We start from the raw sequence: 17,719 nt of genomic DNA on the forward strand, positions 1-17,719 counted from the left end.
CCAGCCGCCCTCGGCCCGGCACCCACCCCGTACGTCCGGCTCCCGCGCCGACGGGTCGTCCGTGTGGGCAGGCGTTCCACCCCAGCGGAACGATTGCCCACGACGAAACGGCGCCCCGTTACATGAGGGGGGTGAGGTAGCGGCGGAGGGCTTCCTCGTAGCGGAGAGGGTCCGCGTTCCACATGGCCGCGTGGGGGGCCTGGCGGACCGGGAGGAGGGTGACCAGGTCGGGGCGGGCCGCGGCCAGGTCGACCGAGGGCTCCCAGGGGGCGATCGTGTCGTCGGGGCCGTGGGCGAGGAGGACCGGGACGCGGAGCCCCTCCGTGTGGTCGGGGTGCGGGCCGGTCCGGCCGAGCGCGGCGCGGACCGCGAGCGGGACCAGCGGGGCGGGGACGCCGCGGGCCACCGCGAGGTTGCGGACGGTGGCCTCCCAGTCGAGGACCGGCGAGTCGAGGACGAGGCCGGCGATCCGGTCGCGCACCCCCGACTCGGCGGCGGCCCGCAGCGCCATGGAGGCGCCGGTGCCCCAGCCGTGCACGACGATCTTCCGGGCGCCGCGCCGGACCGCGTACCGCAGGACCGCGTCGACGTCCCGCCACTCGGTGTCGCCGAGCTGGGCGATGCCGTCCGCCGGCCGCGGGGCGCCCTCGTCGCCGCGGTAGGCGGGGACGAGGACGGGGACGCGGCGGCGCGCGTAGAAGGAGACGAGGTTCAGCGCGTGCTCCCGGCCCGCGCCGATGCCGTGCAGGGCGACGACCCAGGTGGCGCGGGGGCCGGTGACGAGCCAGGCGGGGAGGGGGCCGAGCTCGCCGGGGATCTCGACGTCCTCGTGCGGCAGGCCGAGCGCCGTCTCGGGGGTGCCGATGTGCAGCTGCGGGGTGAGCCGGACGCGGCTGCCGGGGCTCAGCGCGCCGAGCTCGACGCGTTCGAGGCGGCGGACGACGGAGTCGGCGGTGTGCGGGACGCGGTCGAGGACCGGTCCCGTGACCGCGTGCAGGCCGGGCGCCGTCATCCCGTACGTACCGGGGCGCAGCGAGGCGAGGCTGCGGGTGAGGGTGACCCGTTCGGGTCCCGTGGCGTGCACGGTGAGCTTGGGGTCGCCGGGGAGGGGCCGTCCGGAGGCGGCCTTGAGGGCGACGTCGCTGGCGTACCGGCCGGCCGCCACCGCGGCCGCGCCGACACCGATCAGGGTGGTGACGGCCGCTGCCGTCGCTGTAGCCGGGCGCACGCTCCCAGTCTCGGCACGGGGGCGGGGGGCTGCCACCGGGGCGGGGCCGGGCGGGTGCCCCGGGAGAGTGACATGGGTCTCGCCGGCGGGTGCCTCGTGCGGGTGAGCGCGTCCAGGGGGTGGAACGCGCGGTTCACGCCCGACGTCGGCTTGGGGCGGGTGTGTCCCGTGCGGTCCGGGATTACCCGGGGTTGCGGGGTGACCGGATGGTGGACACGGAGGCGCCCCGGAGGCGAAACGGAATCTCACAACCCCGGTTCGGGACACCGTGATGCCCCACCCAGTTCACCTTCCGTTCACTCAGGTTGCTTACGTTCGACCAGCCACTGACGTCAAACGATTGCCTGGGTAAATGGAACACATCACGCTGCTGCTCGCCATTGTGGTCGTGACAGCTCTCGTGTTCGATTTCACGAACGGTTTCCACGACACCGCGAACGCGATGGCCACGACCATCTCGACCGGTGCTCTCAAGCCCAAGACGGCGGTGGCCATGTCCGCCGTGCTGAACCTGGTCGGCGCGTTCCTGTCCGTCGAGGTCGCCAACACGATCTCCAAGGGACTGGTGAACGAGGAGGGCATCCAGCCCGAAGTCATCCTCGCCGCGCTCGTCGGCGCGATCCTCTGGAACCTGCTGACCTGGCTGGTCGGACTCCCCTCCAGTTCCTCGCACGCCCTCATGGGCGGCCTCATCGGCGCGACCGTCGCCTCGATCGGCTTCAGCGGTGTCAACGGCGACGTCGTCGTCACCAAGGTCCTCATCCCGGCCGTCGCCGCCCCGATCGTCGCCGGCGTGGCCTCGATGCTCGCCGCGCGGCTGACGTACCGGCTCGACCGGAACGCGGACGCCAAGACCACGGAGAAGGGCTACCGCGCCGGGCAGATCGCCTCCGCCGGTCTCGTCTCCCTCGCGCACGGCACCAACGACGCCCAGAAGACCATGGGCATCATCACCCTCGCCCTGGTCGCCGGCGGCGCGCTCGCCCCCGGCTCGAACCCGCCGGTGTGGGTCATCGTCTCCGCCGGTCTGGCGATCGCCCTCGGCACCTACCTCGGCGGCTGGCGCATCATCCGCACCATGGGCAAGGGCCTCACCGACCTCCAGCCGCAGCAGGGCTTCGCCGCCCAGACCAGCGCGGCCACCGTCATCCTGGCCTCCTCCAACCTGGGCTACTCCCTCTCCACCACGCACGTCTGCTCCGGCGGTGTGATGGGCGCGGGCCTGGGCCGCAAGGGCGGCGTCGTCCGCTGGTCGACCGCCACCCGCATGTTCGCCGCCTGGGGCCTGACCCTGCCGGCCGCCGGTGTGGTCGCGGCCGGGGCCGAGTTCGTGGCCCGTCAGGGCGACTGGGGCGTCTACCTCGTCGCCGGCTTCCTGGTCGCCTCCTGCCTCGGCATCTGGCTCTACTCCCGCCGCCAGGTGGTCGACCACACCAACGTGAACGACGACGACGACACCCCGGGCGAGCCCGCGGGCGTCGTGACCACGGCCATCGCCGCCGTCACCCCGCCGCCGGCCGGCTCCGTCGCCGCCGTCGCGGACGAGGGCCTCAAGACCACCATCCACGCGCCGGGGCCGAACGACCCCGCCGCTCCCCCGGCCCCCGCCGCCGCGGTCTGAGCCCCCTCCCGAGAACCCCCTAAGGAAACCGGAACCAGCCATGAAGATCGACTGGGCAGCTCTCGGCTCCGTCTTCGGAGTCAGCCTCGTGGCGACCGTCGCCCTCGTGGGCCTCTTCACCCTCGGGATCGTCGGCCTCGGCAAGCAGGAGAAGGCCGCGGCCGCGGGCGGCTCCGCCGTCCTGGCCCGCACCGGCGCCTACGCCTGCTTCGCCCTGTGCGCGGCGGCCGTCGCGTACGGCATCTACCTGATCGTCGCCTGACCCACCCCACGCCGAGGGCCGGGCCCGCACCTCTTCCGAGGGCGGGCCCGGCCCTCGTGTCTGTGGCGCTTCGCACAGTGACCCGTCGCAGGTCAAGGGTGAGTTGACGGCCCTTCGCGGGGCGTGGTGGACTGCCGGGGCCAATACGGCGGCAATGGAGAGGAAGCCCGGTGCGATTCCGGCGCGGTCCCGCCACTGTGACCGGCCCCAGCGAACGGCGGGACCGGGAGTCAGGAACTCTCGCCGCCGGTCACGTCGACCCAGGGCGCGGACCCTGAGTGAGGACACGCCGCCATGCCCGGCCGCACCCCCGTGGCTTCCCGAGCCACCGCAGTCTTCGCGTACGGAGCGGCCGCCGGCCTCGCCGTCGACCTGGTCCTCGGCGACCCCCGCCGCGGCCACCCCGTCGCCGCCTTCGGCCGGGCCGCCGCCGCCGTCGAACGCCGCCTGTACCGCGACCACCGCGGCCGGGGCGCCCTGCACACCGCCGTCTGCGCCGGTGGCGCCGCCGCCGCCGGGGCGCTGGCCGCCCGGGCCGTGCGGGGCAGTCGTACCGGCTCCGCCGCGCTGACCGCCGCCGCCGTGTGGGCCGTCGTCGGCGGCACGACGCTCGGCCGGGAGGCCCGGGCCATCGGCGGGGCGCTCGCCGCCGGCGACCTGGAGGTCGCCCGGGAGCGGATGCCGCATCTGGTCGGGCGCGACCCGCAGGCCCTGGACGGCCCCGCGATGGCCCGCGCGGTCGTCGAGTCCGTCGCCGAGAACACCTCCGACGCCGTCGTCGGCGCCCTCGTCTGGGGCGCGGTCGCCGGCGTGCCCGGCCTGCTCGGCTTCCGGGCCGTCAACACCCTGGACGCGATGGTCGGCCACCGGTCGCCCCGGTACCGCCGGTACGGCTGGGCCTCGGCCCGCCTCGACGACCTGGCCGGCTGGCCCGGCGCCCGGCTGACCGCCGCGCTCGCCGTCCTCGCGGGCGGTGACCGGCGCGGCGCCGTACGGGCCTGGCGGGCGGACGCCGGGAAGCACCCGAGCCCCAACGCGGGACCGGTCGAGGCGGCGTTCGCGGGCGCCCTCGGGGTACGGCTCGGGGGAACGCTCTCGTACGGCGGGCGGGTCGAGCACCGGCCCGTCCTCAACGGGGCGGGGCGGCCCGTCGAGGTCGCCGACATCGACCGGGCCGTCCGGCTCTCCCGCCGGGTGACCTGGCTGACCCTGGCCGCCTGTGTGGGCGGCCGGATCCTGACCGACAGGGTTTTCGACGGCACGGTGAAGCGGAGGACGAAGTGAGGGGTGGGGGGCTGCTCGTCGCCGGGACGACCTCCGACGCGGGCAAGAGCGTCGTCACGGCGGGCATCTGCCGCTGGCTGGTCCGGCAGGGCGTCAAGGTGGCGCCGTTCAAGGGACAGAACATGTCCCTCAACTCCTTCGTGACGCGGGAGGGCGCCGAGATCGGACGCGCCCAGGCGATGCAGGCGCAGGCCGCCCGCGTCGAGCCGACCGCGCTGATGAACCCGGTGCTGCTCAAGCCCGGCGGCGACCGGTCCAGCCAGGTCGTCCTCATGGGCAAGCCGGTCGGCGAGATGAGCGCGCGCGGCTACCACGGCGGGCGGCAGCAGACCCTCTTCGAGCCGGTGCTCGCCTGCCTGGAGGAGCTGCGGGCCACCCACGACGCGGTGATCTGCGAGGGGGCCGGCAGCCCGGCCGAGATCAACCTCCGGCGCACCGACATCGTCAACATGGGCATCGCGCGGGCCGCCCGGCTGCCGGTGGTGGTGGTCGGCGACATCGACCGGGGCGGGGTCTTCGCGCAGTTCTTCGGCACGACGGCGCTGCTCGCGCCCGAGGACCAGGAGCTGGTCGCCGGGTACCTGGTGAACAAGTTCCGCGGTGACGTGACCCTGCTGGAGCCGGGCCTGGACATGCTGCACGGCCTCACCGGGCGCCGGACCCTCGGTGTGCTGCCGTACGCGCACGGCCTCGGCATCGACGAGGAGGACGGGCTGCGGGTGTCCCTGCGGGGCACGGTGCGGGAGTCCGTGGTCGCGCCGCCGCTCGGCGCGGACGTGCTGCGGGTCGCGGTCTGCGCCGTACCGCTGATGTCGAACTTCACGGACGTGGACGCGCTGGCCGCCGAGCCGGGCGTGATCGTGCGGTTCGTCGACCGGCCGGAGGAGCTGGCCGACGCGGACCTGGTGGTCGTGCCCGGCACGCGCGGGACCGTCAAGGCGCTGGCGTGGCTGCGCGAGCGGGGGCTGGCCGACGCGCTGGCCCGGCGGGCCGCGGAGGGCCGTCCCGTGCTGGGGATCTGCGGCGGCTTCCAGGCGCTCGGCGAGCACATCGAGGACGAGGTCGAGTCGAAGGCGGGCGCCGTCGACGGGCTCGGACTGCTGCCCGTACGGGTCCGGTTCGCGCGCGAGAAGACCCTCGCGCGGCCGGTCGGCGAGGCGCTCGGCGAGCGGGTCGACGGGTACGAGATCCACCACGGCGTCGCGGACGTACGCGGCGGGGAGCCGTTCCTCCACGGGTGCCGGGTCGGCGCGGTCTGGGGCACCCACTGGCACGGCTCGCTGGAGAGCGACGGCTTCCGGCGTGCCTTCCTGCGGGAGGTCGCGGCGGCGGCGGGCCGGGCCTTCGTCCCCGCCCCCGACACGTCGTTCGGCGCGCTGCGCGAGGAGCAGCTGGACCGGCTCGGCGACCTGATCGAGGAACACGCCGACACGGACGCGCTGCTGCGGCTCATCGAGGAGGGCGCGCCCGAGGGACTCCCGTTCGTACCGCCGGGTGCGCCGTGAGGGGGCACGGCGCGGGGCCGCTGCGCGGGCTCGCCGCGCGCCGGGCCGCGCCCGGCCTCCGGCCGGGCCGGCGTTCCCACCCGCACGACCCGTGCGGCTCGGGGAGTCACCTGCGGGTGGCCCCCGTGGGCGGTTGCTCGCCGTCGGCGGCCGCCGGGCCGGTGGCGGGGGCGTCGGCGGCTGACAGTCATCTTCTGGAGAGGAACGCTCGATGAGCATCCGTTTTCCGTTCACCGCCGTCGTCGGGATGGACGATCTGCGGCTCGCGCTGCTGCTCAATGCCGTCTCGCCGGCCGTGGGCGGTGTGCTGGTGCGCGGGGAGAAGGGGACCGCGAAGTCCACCGCCGTGCGCGCGCTCGCCGAGCTGCTGCCCGAGGTGGCCGTCGTCGCCGGGTGCCGGTTCAGCTGCGATCCGGGCTCGCCCGATCCGGGGTGCCCGGACGGACCCCACCTGGACGGGGGGCCGGACGCGCGTCCCGCGCGGATGGTCGAGCTGCCCGTCGGGGCCTCCGAGGACCGGCTCGTGGGGGCGCTCGACATCGAGCGGGCGCTCGCCGAGGGCGTGAAGGCGTTCGAGCCGGGGCTGCTCGCCGCCGCCCACCGGGGGATCCTCTACGTCGACGAGGTCAACCTGCTGTCCGATCACCTCATCGACCACCTGCTCGACGCCGCCGCCATGGGCGCCTCGCACGTCGAGCGTGAAGGGGTGTCCGTCCGGCACGCCGCACGGTTCCTGCTCGTCGGGACGATGAACCCCGAGGAGGGCGAGCTGCGGCCGCAGCTGCTCGACCGGTTCGGGCTGACCGTGGAGGTGGCCGCCTCGCGCGACCCGCAGCAGCGGGTGGAGGTGGTGCGGCGCAGGCTCGCGTTCGAGGACGATCCGGCCGGGTTCGCCGCCCGCTGGGCCGGCGAGGAGGCCGCGCTGCGCGAACGGATCGTGGCCGCGCGGGAGGTGCTGCCCCGGGTGGTGCTCGGGGACGCCGTGCTGCTCCAGATCGCCGCCACCTGCGCCGCGTTCGAGGTCGACGGCATGCGCGCCGACATCGTGATGGCCCGGACCGCGACCGCGCTCGCCGCGTGGGCGGGACGGGAGGAGGTGACGAGCGAGGACGTGCGCCAGGCCGCGCTGCTCGCGCTCCCCCACCGGCGGCGCCGCAACCCCTTCGACGCGCCGGGGATGGACGAGGAGAAGCTCGACGAGACCCTGGAGCGGTTCAAGGGCGAGGAGCCGGACGACGATCCGGACCCGGGGCCGGACGGGCCGGGGGACGGCGGCCCCGGCGGGGGCGGTGGCGGGGTGCCGCCGCAGGGCGGTGAGGGGCCTGCGCCCGAGACCGAGACCGACTCCGTACCGGAACAGGCGCCCGGGACGGCGCCCGAGCACGCGCCCGCTCCCCGGGGCGCGGCCGGTGAGCGGGCCGCCGTTTCGGCCGGTGAGCCGTTCCGCACGCGGATGCTCTCCGTGCCCGGGCTCGGGGACGGGGCCGCCGGGCGGCGCTCCCGGGCCCGGACGCAGAACGGGCGGACCACCGGGGCGACCCGCCCCGACGGCGCGCTGACCAAGCTGCACCTGGCCGCCACCGTCCGGGCCGCCGCCCCGCACCAGAAGGCACGCGGGCGGTCCGGGCCCGGGCTGGTGGTGCGCCGGGACGATCTGCGGCAGGCGGTGCGGGAGGGTCGCGAGGGCAACCTGGTGCTGTTCGTCGTGGACGCCTCCGGGTCGATGGCGGCGCGGAAGCGGATGGGCGCCGTGAAGGGCGCCGTCCTGTCGCTGCTCCTCGACGCGTACCAGCGGCGCGACAAGGTGGGCCTGGTGACCTTCCGGGGGCGCGGCGCCGAACTGGCGCTGCCCCCGACGTCGTCCGTGGACGCCGCCGCCGCCCGTCTGGAGGAGCTGCCGACCGGAGGGCGTACGCCGCTCTCCGCCGGGCTGCTGAAGGCCCATGACGCGCTGCGGGTGGAACGGCTGCGGGACCCCTCGCGCCGGCCGCTGCTCGTGGTGGTGACCGACGGGCGGGCGACCGGCGGCGGTCCCGACCCGGTGGGGACGGCCGCGCGGGCCGCGCGGCTGCACGCCGCCGACGGCACCGCGAGCGTCGTCGTGGACTGCGAGGCGGGCCCGGTGCGGCTCGGTCTCGCCGGGAACCTCGCCCGCGAACTGGGCGGCACCGCCGTCACCCTGGACGAACTGCGCGCCGACGCGATCGCCGGGCTCGTACGAGAAGCACAAGTCAACCGCTCTGTCAGGAGGGCCGCTTAATGCCGCAGGGACAGCCGACCGTCGTGCCCGACGACGGTCTCACGACCCGCCAGCGCCGCAACCGGGCACTGGTGATGGTGCACACCGGCGTCGGCAAGGGGAAGTCGACGGCCGCCTTCGGGATGGCGCTGCGCGCCTGGAACCAGGGCTGGCCGATCGGGGTGTTCCAGTTCGTGAAGTCCGCCAAGTGGAAGGTCGGCGAGGAGAACGCCCTCAAGGCGCTCGGCGAGACCGGCAAGGGCGGCACGGTCACCTGGAACAAGATGGGCGAGGGCTGGTCCTGGATCCAGCGCGAGGTCGCCGAGGGCGAGCAGTCGCACGAGGACAAGGCGCGCGAGGGCTGGGAGCAGGTCAAGCGGGACCTGGCCGAGGAGCGGTACAAGTTCTACGTCCTGGACGAGTTCGCGTACCTGCTCCACTGGGGCTGGATCGACGTCGAGGAGGTCGTCGAGGTGCTGCGGGACCGTCCCGGGCAGCAGCACGTCGTCATCACCGGGCGCAACGCGCCGCAGGAGCTGGTCGACTTCGCCGACCTCGTCACCGACATGTCCAAGGTGAAGCACCCGATGGACGCCGGTCAGAAGGGCCAGCGGGGCATCGAGTGGTAGCACGTCTCGTCATCGCGGCCCCCTCGTCGGGGGCGGGCAAGACCACGGTGGCGACCGGCCTGATGGCCGCGTTCGCCGGCCGTGGTCTGGCCGTCTCCCCGCACAAGGTGGGCCCCGACTACATCGACCCGGGCTACCACGCGCTCGCCACCGGCCGCCCGGGCCGCAACCTCGACGCGTTCATGTGCGGGACGGGGCTGGTCGCGCCGCTCTTCGCGCACGGGTCGCGCGGCTGCGACCTGGCGGTGGTCGAGGGGGTCATGGGCCTGTACGACGGGGCCGCCGACCAGGGCGAGCTGGCGTCCACCGCGCAGGTGGCGAAGCTGCTGAAGGCGCCGGTGGTGCTGGTCGTGGACGCGTCCTCGCAGTCGCGGTCGGTGGCGGCGCTGGTGCACGGCTTCGCGTCCTGGGACCCGGAGGTGCGGATCGGCGGCGTGATCCTGAACAAGGTCGCGACCGACCGGCACGAGCACCTGCTGCGGGAGGCGCTCGGGGAGTCGGGGGTGCCGGTCCTCGGCGTGCTGCGGCGGGCGCCCGCCGTGGCGACGCCGTCGCGGCACCTCGGGCTGATCCCGGTCGCCGAGCGGCAGGCCCAGGCCGTGGAGGCGGTGGCCGCGCAGGCGGAGCAGGTGCGGGCCGGGTGCGACCTGGAGGCGCTGCTGGCGCTGGCGCGGTCGGCGCCGCCGCTGGACGCGGAGGCGTGGGCGCCGCCGGTCGTGGCGCCCCGGGCCGGGCGCCGGCCGGTCGTCGCCGTGGCCGGCGGGGCCGCGTTCACGTTCTCGTACGCCGAGCACGCGGAGCTGCTGACGGCCGCCGGCGCGGAGGTGGTGGCCTTCGACCCGCTGCGGGACGAGGCGCTGCCCGAGGGGACGCGCGGTCTCGTCGTCGGCGGCGGGTTCCCGGAGATGTACGCCGCCGAGCTGGCCGCCAACGAGCCGCTGCGGAAGGCGGTGGCCGCGTTCGCCGCCACCGGGGCGCCGGTCGCCGCCGAGTGCGCCGGGCTGCTGTACCTGGCGCGGTCGCTGGACGGGACGCCGATGTGCGGGGTGCTCGACGCGGACGCGCGGATGTCGACGCGGCTGACGCTCGGCTACCGGGACGCCGTGGCCGTGAGCGACAGCGTCCTCGCGCCCGCCGGGGCACGGCTGCGCGGGCACGAGTTCCACCGGACGGTGATCGAGCCGGGTGCCGGCGCGCTCGCGGCCTGGGGGCTGCGGCAGCCGGAGACCCGGGTGGAGGGCTTCGTGCAGGGCGGGGTGCACGCGAGCTACGTGCACACGCACTGGGCGGGCACGCCCGAGGTCGCCGCGCGGTTCGTGGGGCGCTGCGGGTGAGATCAGCCGCCGGAGAGGCCCACCACGAGCCAGATGAAGCCGACGCCCGCGACCGTGCAGAGCAGGGTGGTGCGGGCGGGATGGGTGTGGTGGGCCTCGGGCAGGATCTCGGCGGCCGCGAGGTAGAGCAGGGCGCCGCCGAAGAACCCGAGATAGCTGCCGAGCAGTTCCTCCGGAAGAGTGATCAGCGTGGCGAGGCCGGCGCCGGCGATCGGGGCGATCGCGTCGGCGAGGAGCATGGCGAGGGCCTTGCGGCGCTCGTTCCCGTAGACGCGGGTGAGCGTGTACGTGTTGAAGCCGTCGGCGAAGTCGTGGGTGACGACGGCGAGGGCGACGGTGGCGCCCATGCCGCCGCCGACCTGGAAGGCGGCGCCGAGGGCGATGCCGTCCATGAGGCTGTGCAGCACCATGGCGGCGGCGGCCACAAGGCCGACCTGCGGGGTCCGTTCGGCGGCCTTCCCGCCGGCCGGCTCCCCCGCCCCCGTCTCGGCGCCGTGGGCGGCGCGGCGGGTGGCGAGGAGGCGTTCCACGACGTGGGCGAAGAGGAAGCCGCCCACGAAGAGCAGCAGGGCCTGCGGGACGCCGAAGACCTCCTCGCCGGCGGCCTCCAGGGCCTCGGGCAGCAGGTCGAGCCCGACGACGCCGAGCATGAGGCCGCCGGCGAGGCCGAGGACGAGGTGCCGGCGGTCGGTGACGCGCTGCGCGACCCAGCCGCCGAAGAGCGTCATGAGGAACGCGCCGAGCGCGACGAGCACAGCCATGGCCCCTTGGTAGCGGATGGGACGCCCGGTGTGCACATCGGCGTCGGCGCCCGCTCGGGCGCGACGGAGGCGGAGATCCTGACGCTGGTCCGGGCCGCCCTGGCGGAGCTGACCGGGGCGGGACACGCGGGCGCGGGCGGGGCGGGAGCGCACGGGTCGGCGGGCGGGCCGGCGGCCGGGGCGACGGGACCCGAGGGAACCGGTCTCGTGCGCGACGCCGGGGACGGGCCGGTGGGGCCGGGCCGGACGGGACACGCGGGCGCGGGCGCGGCGGGAGCGCACGGGTCGGCGGGCGGGCCGGCGGGGCCCGAGGAGCCCGGGCGGGTGCGCAGGGCGGGAGCGGAGCGGGCCGGGGCGGAAGGGTCCGGGCGCGCGTGCGGTGTCGGGGACGGGCCGGGGTGGGCCGGGGACGTGCGCGTGGTGGGGTTCGCGACGTTGGACGTGCGGGGGGCGGAGCCGGGGATCGTGGCGGCGGCCGGGCGGTTCGGGGTGCCGGTGACGGGGTTCCCGGCCGGGGAGCTGGCCCGGGTGGTCGTGCCGCATCCGTCGGAGGTGCCGCTGGCGGCGACGGGGACGGCGTCGGTGGCGGAGGCGGCGGCGCTGCGGGCGGCGGGACCGGGGGCGGTGCTGCTGGTGCCGAAGCGGAAGTCGCGGCGCGTGACGTGCGCGATCGCCGGTTTCGCCCCTTTTCGCCCGCACGAAGTGACAACCGTCGCACGGTTGTTGCCCTTGACGTGCGGGTACATCGCTGGCGAGCCTGGCACACCCCACATCCCCACCCCCCACACGACGGCGGACATGGACACCCACACGGACAGCCCCCACGCGGGGAGCCACATCCACGACCTGCGTCATCACGGTGACGCCGAGGTCCGGGACGAGAAACTCATCGACCTCGCGGTCAACGTCCGCACGGCGACCCCGCCGGACTGGCTGCGGGAGCGGATCGCCCATTCGCTGGTCACCCTGGCCGCCTATCCGGACGGGCGCTCGGCGCGCGCGGCGGTGGCCGAGCGGCACGGTCTGCCGACCGGGCGGGTGCTGCTGACCTCGGGCGCGGCCGAGGCGTTCGTGCTGCTCGCGCGGGCGCTGCCGGTGCGCCGGCCGGTGGTGGTGCATCCGCAGTTCACCGAGCCGGAGGCGGCCCTGCGGGACGCCGGGCACGAGGTGGGCCGGGTGCTGCTGCGCGAGGAGGACGGCTTCCGGCTGGATCCGGCGGCGGTGCCGGAGGACGCGGACCTGGTGGTGATCGGCAATCCCACCAACCCGACGTCGGTGCTGCATCCGGCGGAGACGATCGCGGCGCTGGCGCGGCCGGGCCGGTACCTGGTCGTGGACGAGGCGTTCATGGACGCGGTGCCGGGCGAGCGGGAGGCGCTGGCCGGGCGCACGGACGTGCCGGGCCTGGTGGTGCTGCGGAGCCTGACGAAGACCTGGGGCCTCGCGGGGCTGCGGATCGGGTACGTGCTCGCGGAGCCGGACACGATCGGGCTGCTCGAGCAGGCGCAGCCGCTGTGGCCGGTGTCGACGCCGGCGCTGGTGGCGGCGGAGGCGTGCATGTCGCGGGCGGCGCTGGCGGAGGCGGAGCACGCGGCGCACCGGATCGGGACGGAGCGGGCGCACCTGCTGGCGGGGCTCGCGGAGTTCGACGAGGTGCGGACGGTGGCGGAGGCCGAGGCGCCGTTCGTGCTGATCCGGATCGAGGGGGCGGACGCGGTACGGGAGCGGCTGCGGCTGCTGGGGTTCGCGGCCCGGCGCGGGGACACGTTCCCGGGTCTCGACCGGCACTGGCTGCGGCTCGCGGTCCGGGACCGGGCGACGACGAATCGTTTCCTCCAGGCGCTGGACCAGGCACTGCTGCTGGGCGGCTGAGCCGTCGGCGTACCCCCGTGGAGAGGGGTCGGCCCGGCGCGGGCGGTGTCGTCACACCGCCCGCGCCGGGCCGGTTCCCCCTGCGTCCCCCTGACGCGTCCCCCGTCTGTCGTCCCCCTCGGGCCGTCAGCCCCGGGCGCGGGCGCGGGAGCGGGTCAGGGCGAGGGCGGTGCCGCCGGCGAGGACGAGTGCGAGGGCGCCGCCCGCGATGTACGGGGTGGCGGAGCTGCCGCCGGTCTCGGCGAGGTTCTGGGTCGGCGTGGAGCCGCCGTTGTTGGTGGTGATGCCGCCGTCCTTCGACTCGGAGGGCTGCGGCGAGGGCTGCTCGCTCGGCTTCTCGGTCGGCTTCTCGGTGGGCCGCTCGCTCGGCTGCTCGGTGGGCTCCTGGGTCGGCCGCTCCGTGGGCCGCTCGGTCGGGGCGGGTCCGTCGGGGGTCTCGCAGGTGGCCTCGGCGAGGGTCACCGTGCCCTTGACCTTGGCGACGCCCAGGTTGAGCGGGTTGACCTCGACGTCGAGCTCCAGCGCGGTGGCGGCCGCGGTGCGGGTGGTGGTGCTGGTGCGGGAGAGGTCCAGGGTGATCCGGCCGACGGCGGGCACGACGAGCTCGGTGCGGCCGCCGGCGGTGAGGGTGACCTTCTTGCCGAGGGCCTGGACGTGGCCGAGGACGTTGGACTCGGCGACCGGCTTCTTCCCGGCCTCGCAGACCGCCTTGGAGGTGACCTTCTCGACCTCGACGATGGCGAGCGACGGCAGGCCGGGGACGTGGACGCGGGCCTTGGCGAGGTTGACGTACCCCTCGGCCTTGCGCTCGTCGACGGTGGCGGTCGAGGTGGCGACGTCGGCGGTGAGGATGTCGATCGGCTGTCCGCCCTCCGCGCCCTGCACCTTCACGCTCAACGCGGTCTTGTTCTCGCTCTCCGGCGCCTGGACCTCGTTGAGGGAGGCGCGGACCGGGATCTTCACGGCCTCGCCGAGGAGGCCGACGTCGAGTCCGGTGCGGAGCACGACGGCGCCGGCCTTGCCCTCGCGGCGCTCGCCGTCCGTGGCCTGCGCCGGGGCGGCGAGGAGCACGGGGCCGACGGCGAGGGCGACGACGGTCGCGGCGCCGGCGGCACGGCGGACGGGCGTGCGGAAGGTGTTGCTGTTCAAGATGGTGGAACCCCCACAGAAGACATGGCGTCGCCGGCCGCTCGCCACGGGGACGGTGGGTCAGCGCGGCGGCGGCGACTTGAGACACCGGAATCTTTACGCACGGAGAGTGAACCGGCAGTCGCCTGACGTGAGTTCACTCCAAAGGGGGGTTTCCGTGTTCATTTTCGATTCATTACGACACAACCGTTCCCGGTCGTCCCGCGTGTTTCGTACGGGGGACTCCGTCCGGGGGACGGAAGGGCTGCACACGGGAAAGAGAAACGATCCGCGCCCCGGCGGGGTCACGGATCGTCAACATCACGCCGGGGCGGCGGAACGGTTCGGGCGGAACGGTTCAGCTCGCCCGCCAGTAGCCCAGCGCGTGCACCCGGTCCCTGGGCAGCGCCAGCTCCTTGCGGGCGTACCCGGCGAGCGCGCGGGTGGTCGCGGTGTCGCAGGCGATCCAGACGTACGCCTCCGGCCCGGCCAGCGCGGGCAGTTCGGCCCTGACCCGCTCGACGAGGGCGGCGCCGGCCCGCTGCCGGGGCACCCGGCGCAGTTCGTGGCGGTCCGGGTCGACGCGGAAGGGCAGCTCCTCGTCGGAGGCGTGCTGGGTCTCGAACCAGATGGTGGCCGGGATGTCCGGGTGCGCGTCGAGCAGCGAGTTCACGGCCGGCAGCGAGGCCGGGTCGCCGATCACGAGGAGCCGCTCGGGCCGGGGCTCGGGGGTCTCGAAGCCGGTGCCCTGGAGGGTGGCCTCCACGGTGTCGCCGGGGGCGCAGCCGCGCGCCCAGTGGCTGGCGGGACCGTCGTGGAGGGCGAACTCCAGGCTGAAGGTGCCGGCCTCCGGGTCGGGGTCGACCAGGGTGTAGCCGCGCTGGTGCGGCTTGCCGGCGTTCTCGAACCAGATCCGCACCCACATCGTCGGGTGGACCCCGGCGGCGGCGAGCAGCCCGCCGTCGGTGAAGTGGACCCTCCGGTAGTCCTCGGTGACCTGCTCGGCCCCCGTGACGGTGAACGTGAAGTCCTTGGCGCCCATCAGCTTCAGGACCGCGCCCTGCCACCCGTGCCCCACCGCGTGCTCCTCCCCCTGACCCATGGGTTACTTTGGGTCGGCGATCAATTTAGGTCAGCCTAACCTAACGGCATCTGGAAGCACACGGACGGGATCGGAACGGGTGAGCATCGAGGTCTACCGGGACGCGTACGGCGTCCCCCATCTGCGCGCCGCGGACCCCGCGGAACTCGCCTTCGCGCAGGGCCGGGTCACCGCCCACGACCGCGCCTGGCAGCTGGAGGTCGAGCGGCACCGCGCCCAGGGCACCACGGCCGCCTTCCTGGGCGCGGCCGAGGCCGGCTGGGACGTCTTCGTGCGGCGCGCCCGCCTCGCCGACACCGCGCGCCGCTGCCTGGCCCGGCTGGCGGAGACCGACCCGGAGACCGCGGAGTGGGTGCGGGCCTACGCGGACGGCGTCAACGACGGGCTCGCCGAAGGGGCCCGCCGCGCCCCCGAGTTCGCCGCGACCGGCCTGGTCCCCGGGCGCTGGGAGGCGTGGACGCCGCTGGCCGTCTGGCTCTCCACCCACATCCTCTTCGCCGGCTTCCCGACCAAGCTGTGGCGCGAGCAGGTGGCGACCGGCCTGGGCGAGGAGTGGACCGAGCTGTTCGCCGCCGACGGGCCGGCCACGACCGGCTCCAACGGCTGGCTGGTGGCCGGCGAACGGACCGCGAGCGGGGCGGCCCTGGTGGCCGGTGACCCGCACCGCTTCATCGAGGCGCCGGGCGTCTACCAGCAGATCCGGCTCGCCTGCCCCGCGTACGACGTCGTCGGGCTCGCCGTGCCGGGCGTGCCCGGGCTCGCCCACTTCGGCCACACCGGGCCGGTCGCCTGGGCGATCACCAACGCGATGGCCGACTACCAGGACCTCTACCGGGAGCGGCTGCGGCGCACCGCCGACGGCGGGGTGGAGGCGTACGGCCCCGAGGGCTGGCGGCCGGCCGCCGTCCACACCGAGACGGTCGAGGTCTCCGGCGGCGAGCCGGTCCTCGTCGAGGTGGTCGAGACCGGGCGTGGCCCGGTGATCACCGGTGACGCGCCGGACGGGCCCGGCGCCGAGTGGGAGGGGCTGAGCCTGCGGTACGTGCCCCGGGTCACCGGCCGGCTGGGCTTTGAGGTGCTGCCGCGGCTGCTCGCCGCCCGGACCGTCGGCGAGGTGGACACCGCGCTCGACGGCTGGGTGGAGCCGGTGAACGTGGTGCTCGCGGCCGACACGGCGGGCGGGCTGCTGCACCGGGTCGCCGGGCACGTCCCGGTCCGCGACCGCTCCAACTCCCTGCGGCCGGTGCCCGCCTGGGAGCCGGCGCACGCCTGGGGGCCGGAGCCCGCGCCGCTGCCGCGCGCCGAGGTGACGGACGGCCACGCGGTGATGGCCAACGCCCGGGGGATCGCCGCGCCGCTCGGCGTCGAGTTCGCGCCGCCGCACCGGGCCGACCGGATCGCCGAGCTCCTCGGCGCCTCCGACGCCTGGACCGCCGAGGCCACCGCCGCCGTCCACCGCGACACCGACAACCGCGCGGCGGCCCGGCTGCTCGCCGCGGTCGAGGCCGCGGGCGGGGACGCGGCCGGCGCCGGAGACGGCTCCGGCGGCCTCTCCCCCGCCGCCGCGGGCGTCCGGAAGCGGCTCCTCGGCTGGGACCGGCGGATGGCCGCCGACAGCACCGACGCCGGGCTCTTCGCGGCCGTGCGGGGCGCGGTGGTGCGCCGGCTGGCCGCGCACGAGGTCTTCGCGGGACTGCGCGAACCGGCCCCGTACCCGGAGCTGTTCCGGCCCTGGCTGTACCTCGGCCCGCGGGTCGGGCTCGCCCTGGAGACGCTGCTGGTCTCCGGGCCGGTGCCGGCCGGGGACGTCGCCCGGATCGTCCGCGAGGCGCTGGAGGAGGTCGGCGCGGGCGAGCCGCCCGCCGCCTGGGGCACCACCCACCGGCTGGCGCCCTGGCAGGCGCTGCCCGACCCGGACGACGAGCGGTGGCCCGGGCTGGCCGGCGACCACGACTGCGTGCTCTCGACCTCCAGCGCCCCCGGCTACACCGACCGCAGCGCCCGCGCCTCGGCCGCCCGGTACGTGTGGGACCTCGCCGACCGCGAGCGCAGCGGCTGGATCGTGCCGTTCGGCGCCTCCGGGGTGGCCGGGGACCCGCACCACGAAGACCAACTCCCCCTGTGGCTGCGGGGCGAGCTCGCCCCCGTCACCACCGACTGGAACCGCCTCACCAAGGAGCAGGGATGACCACCCCCGTACACGTCCAGACCGTCGAGGGCCTCGGCACCGTCAGCGTCCGGCCCATCGCCCCGGACGCGGACGCCGCCCTGATCCACGCCTGGGTCAACGAGGAGCGGGCCCGCTTCTGGGGCATGAACGGCACCACCGTCGAGCAGGTCAGGGACGTCTACGCGCACCTGGACTCGCTCACCACCCACCACGGCTTCCTGGTGGAGATCGACGGCGAGCCGGTCTCGCTCTTCCAGACGTACGAGCCCGCGGCGGACCGGGTGAGCGAGTGCTACGAGGTCGAGGAGGGCGACATCGGCTGCCACCTCTTCATCGCCCCGACCGCCACCCCCTCCCCCGGCTTCACCGCCGGGCTGCTCTCCGCGCTGATCGCCTTCTGCCACCGCGACCACCTGCGGATCGTGGTGGAGCCGGACGCGGCGAACGAGAAGGCGATCGCCCGCCTGGCGCGGGCGGGCTTCGAGCTCGGGCCGGAGGTCGTCCTGCCGGAGGTGGACCTGCCGGAGGTCTTCATCCCGGAGAAGAGGGCCCGGCTGGCCTTCCTCCGCCGGGCGGTCTGAGCC

At 75.6% G+C, this 17,719-nt stretch carries 14 protein-coding genes and 1 riboswitch; of the genes, 10 read left to right on the forward strand and 4 right to left on the reverse strand.

The features are described from left to right. Window positions 1-118: 118 nt before the first annotated feature. Entirely contained in the window at window positions 119-1,228 is a 1,110-nt protein-coding gene (locus tag ABFY03_RS09440; RefSeq protein ID WP_346169673.1) for an alpha/beta hydrolase, read from the reverse strand. 352 nt (window positions 1,229-1,580) lie between these two features. Between ABFY03_RS09440 and ABFY03_RS09445 the strand changes: the two genes are divergently transcribed. The 7 genes from ABFY03_RS09445 to ABFY03_RS09475 all read left to right on the forward strand — a co-directional run bounded on the left by ABFY03_RS09445 (window position 1,581) and on the right by ABFY03_RS09475 (window position 10,102). After that, window positions 1,581-2,849 (forward strand): inorganic phosphate transporter, encoded by a 1,269-nt coding sequence (locus ABFY03_RS09445; RefSeq protein ID WP_319011055.1) that lies wholly within the window; start codon window positions 1,581-1,583, stop codon window positions 2,847-2,849. A gap of 40 nt (window positions 2,850-2,889) precedes the next feature. Further along, complete coding sequence (locus ABFY03_RS09450) at window positions 2,890-3,111, forward strand: hypothetical protein (RefSeq protein WP_030492788.1); 222 nt, start codon at window positions 2,890-2,892, stop codon at window positions 3,109-3,111. 159 nt (window positions 3,112-3,270) lie between these two features. Further along, window positions 3,271-3,351, forward strand: a riboswitch (cobalamin riboswitch). Window positions 3,352-3,405: 54 nt separating this feature from the next. Beyond that, complete coding sequence (locus ABFY03_RS09455; protein ID WP_346169674.1) at window positions 3,406-4,395, forward strand: cobalamin biosynthesis protein; 990 nt, start codon at window positions 3,406-3,408, stop codon at window positions 4,393-4,395. Then, the gene (locus ABFY03_RS09460; RefSeq protein ID WP_346169675.1) at window positions 4,392-5,900 is read left to right on the forward strand and encodes a cobyric acid synthase; all 1,509 of its coding nucleotides are present in this window, start codon (window positions 4,392-4,394) and stop codon (window positions 5,898-5,900) included. The genes ABFY03_RS09455 and ABFY03_RS09460 overlap by 4 nt, the downstream gene beginning before the upstream one ends. Window positions 5,901-6,111: 211 nt before the next feature. Continuing rightward, window positions 6,112-8,160, forward strand: coding sequence for a putative cobaltochelatase (locus ABFY03_RS09465; RefSeq protein ID WP_346169676.1), 2,049 nt, complete (start codon window positions 6,112-6,114; stop codon window positions 8,158-8,160). Continuing rightward, entirely contained in the window at window positions 8,160-8,768 is a 609-nt protein-coding gene (gene cobO, locus ABFY03_RS09470) for a cob(I)yrinic acid a,c-diamide adenosyltransferase (protein ID WP_319011059.1), read from the forward strand. The genes ABFY03_RS09465 and cobO overlap by 1 nt, the downstream gene beginning before the upstream one ends. Further along, window positions 8,762-10,102: a cobyrinic acid a,c-diamide synthase CobB gene (locus ABFY03_RS09475; protein ID WP_319011060.1), complete on the forward strand. Its 1,341-nt coding sequence runs from the start codon at window positions 8,762-8,764 to the stop codon at window positions 10,100-10,102. The genes cobO and ABFY03_RS09475 overlap by 7 nt, the downstream gene beginning before the upstream one ends. 2 nt (window positions 10,103-10,104) lie before the next feature. Here ABFY03_RS09475 and ABFY03_RS09480 read toward each other — a convergent pair whose 3' ends face one another. Beyond that, entirely contained in the window at window positions 10,105-10,863 is a 759-nt protein-coding gene (locus ABFY03_RS09480) for a ZIP family metal transporter (RefSeq protein WP_319011061.1), read from the reverse strand. Between the two features lie 324 nt (window positions 10,864-11,187). On the opposite strand from ABFY03_RS09480, the gene cobC reads away from it, so the two are divergent. Beyond that, on the forward strand, window positions 11,188-12,735 hold the full coding sequence (gene cobC / locus ABFY03_RS09485) for an Rv2231c family histidinol phosphate aminotransferase CobC (RefSeq protein ID WP_386723543.1): 1,548 nt from the start codon (window positions 11,188-11,190) through the stop codon (window positions 12,733-12,735). Between the two features lie 126 nt (window positions 12,736-12,861). Here the strand turns inward: cobC and ABFY03_RS09490 are convergent, their stop codons facing one another. Both ABFY03_RS09490 and ABFY03_RS09495 read right to left on the reverse strand, forming a co-directional pair. After that, window positions 12,862-13,884 carry an SCO1860 family LAETG-anchored protein gene (locus ABFY03_RS09490; protein ID WP_319011063.1) on the reverse strand — a complete coding sequence of 341 codons (1,023 nt, stop codon included), beginning with the start codon at window positions 13,882-13,884 and terminating at the stop codon, window positions 12,862-12,864. Between the two features lie 337 nt (window positions 13,885-14,221). Beyond that, complete coding sequence (locus ABFY03_RS09495; RefSeq protein ID WP_346169677.1) at window positions 14,222-14,941, reverse strand: siderophore-interacting protein; 720 nt, start codon at window positions 14,939-14,941, stop codon at window positions 14,222-14,224. A gap of 103 nt (window positions 14,942-15,044) precedes the next feature. Here ABFY03_RS09495 and ABFY03_RS09500 point away from each other — a divergent pair, with 103 nt between their 5' ends. Both ABFY03_RS09500 and ABFY03_RS09505 read left to right on the forward strand, forming a co-directional pair. After that, window positions 15,045-17,153 carry a penicillin acylase family protein gene (locus ABFY03_RS09500; RefSeq protein WP_346169678.1) on the forward strand — a complete coding sequence of 703 codons (2,109 nt, stop codon included), beginning with the start codon at window positions 15,045-15,047 and terminating at the stop codon, window positions 17,151-17,153. Then, window positions 17,150-17,716, forward strand: coding sequence for a GNAT family N-acetyltransferase (locus ABFY03_RS09505; RefSeq protein ID WP_346169679.1), 567 nt, complete (start codon window positions 17,150-17,152; stop codon window positions 17,714-17,716). Before ABFY03_RS09500 ends, ABFY03_RS09505 begins: the two co-directional genes overlap by 4 nt. Window positions 17,717-17,719: the final 3 nt, after the last annotated feature.

The organism is Streptomyces roseofulvus, assembly GCF_039534915.1.
Lineage (GTDB): Bacteria > Actinomycetota > Actinomycetes > Streptomycetales > Streptomycetaceae > Streptomyces > Streptomyces roseofulvus.

Bases quoted from the DNA above. Each gene is read 5' to 3' on its own strand.
- cobO (WP_319011059.1), top strand. From the start codon at position 8,160: ATGCCGCAGGGACAGCCGACCGTCGTGCCCGACGACGGTCTCACGACC.
- ABFY03_RS09455 (WP_346169674.1), top strand. From the start codon at position 3,406: ATGCCCGGCCGCACCCCCGTGGCTTCCCGAGCCACCGCAGTCTTCGCG.
- ABFY03_RS09480 (WP_319011061.1), bottom strand. From the start codon at position 10,863: ATGGCTGTGCTCGTCGCGCTCGGCGCGTTCCTCATGACGCTCTTCGGC.
- ABFY03_RS09465 (WP_346169676.1), top strand. From the start codon at position 6,112: ATGAGCATCCGTTTTCCGTTCACCGCCGTCGTCGGGATGGACGATCTG.
- ABFY03_RS09450 (WP_030492788.1), top strand. From the start codon at position 2,890: ATGAAGATCGACTGGGCAGCTCTCGGCTCCGTCTTCGGAGTCAGCCTC.
- ABFY03_RS09505 (WP_346169679.1), top strand. From the start codon at position 17,150: ATGACCACCCCCGTACACGTCCAGACCGTCGAGGGCCTCGGCACCGTC.
- ABFY03_RS09445 (WP_319011055.1), top strand. From the start codon at position 1,581: ATGGAACACATCACGCTGCTGCTCGCCATTGTGGTCGTGACAGCTCTC.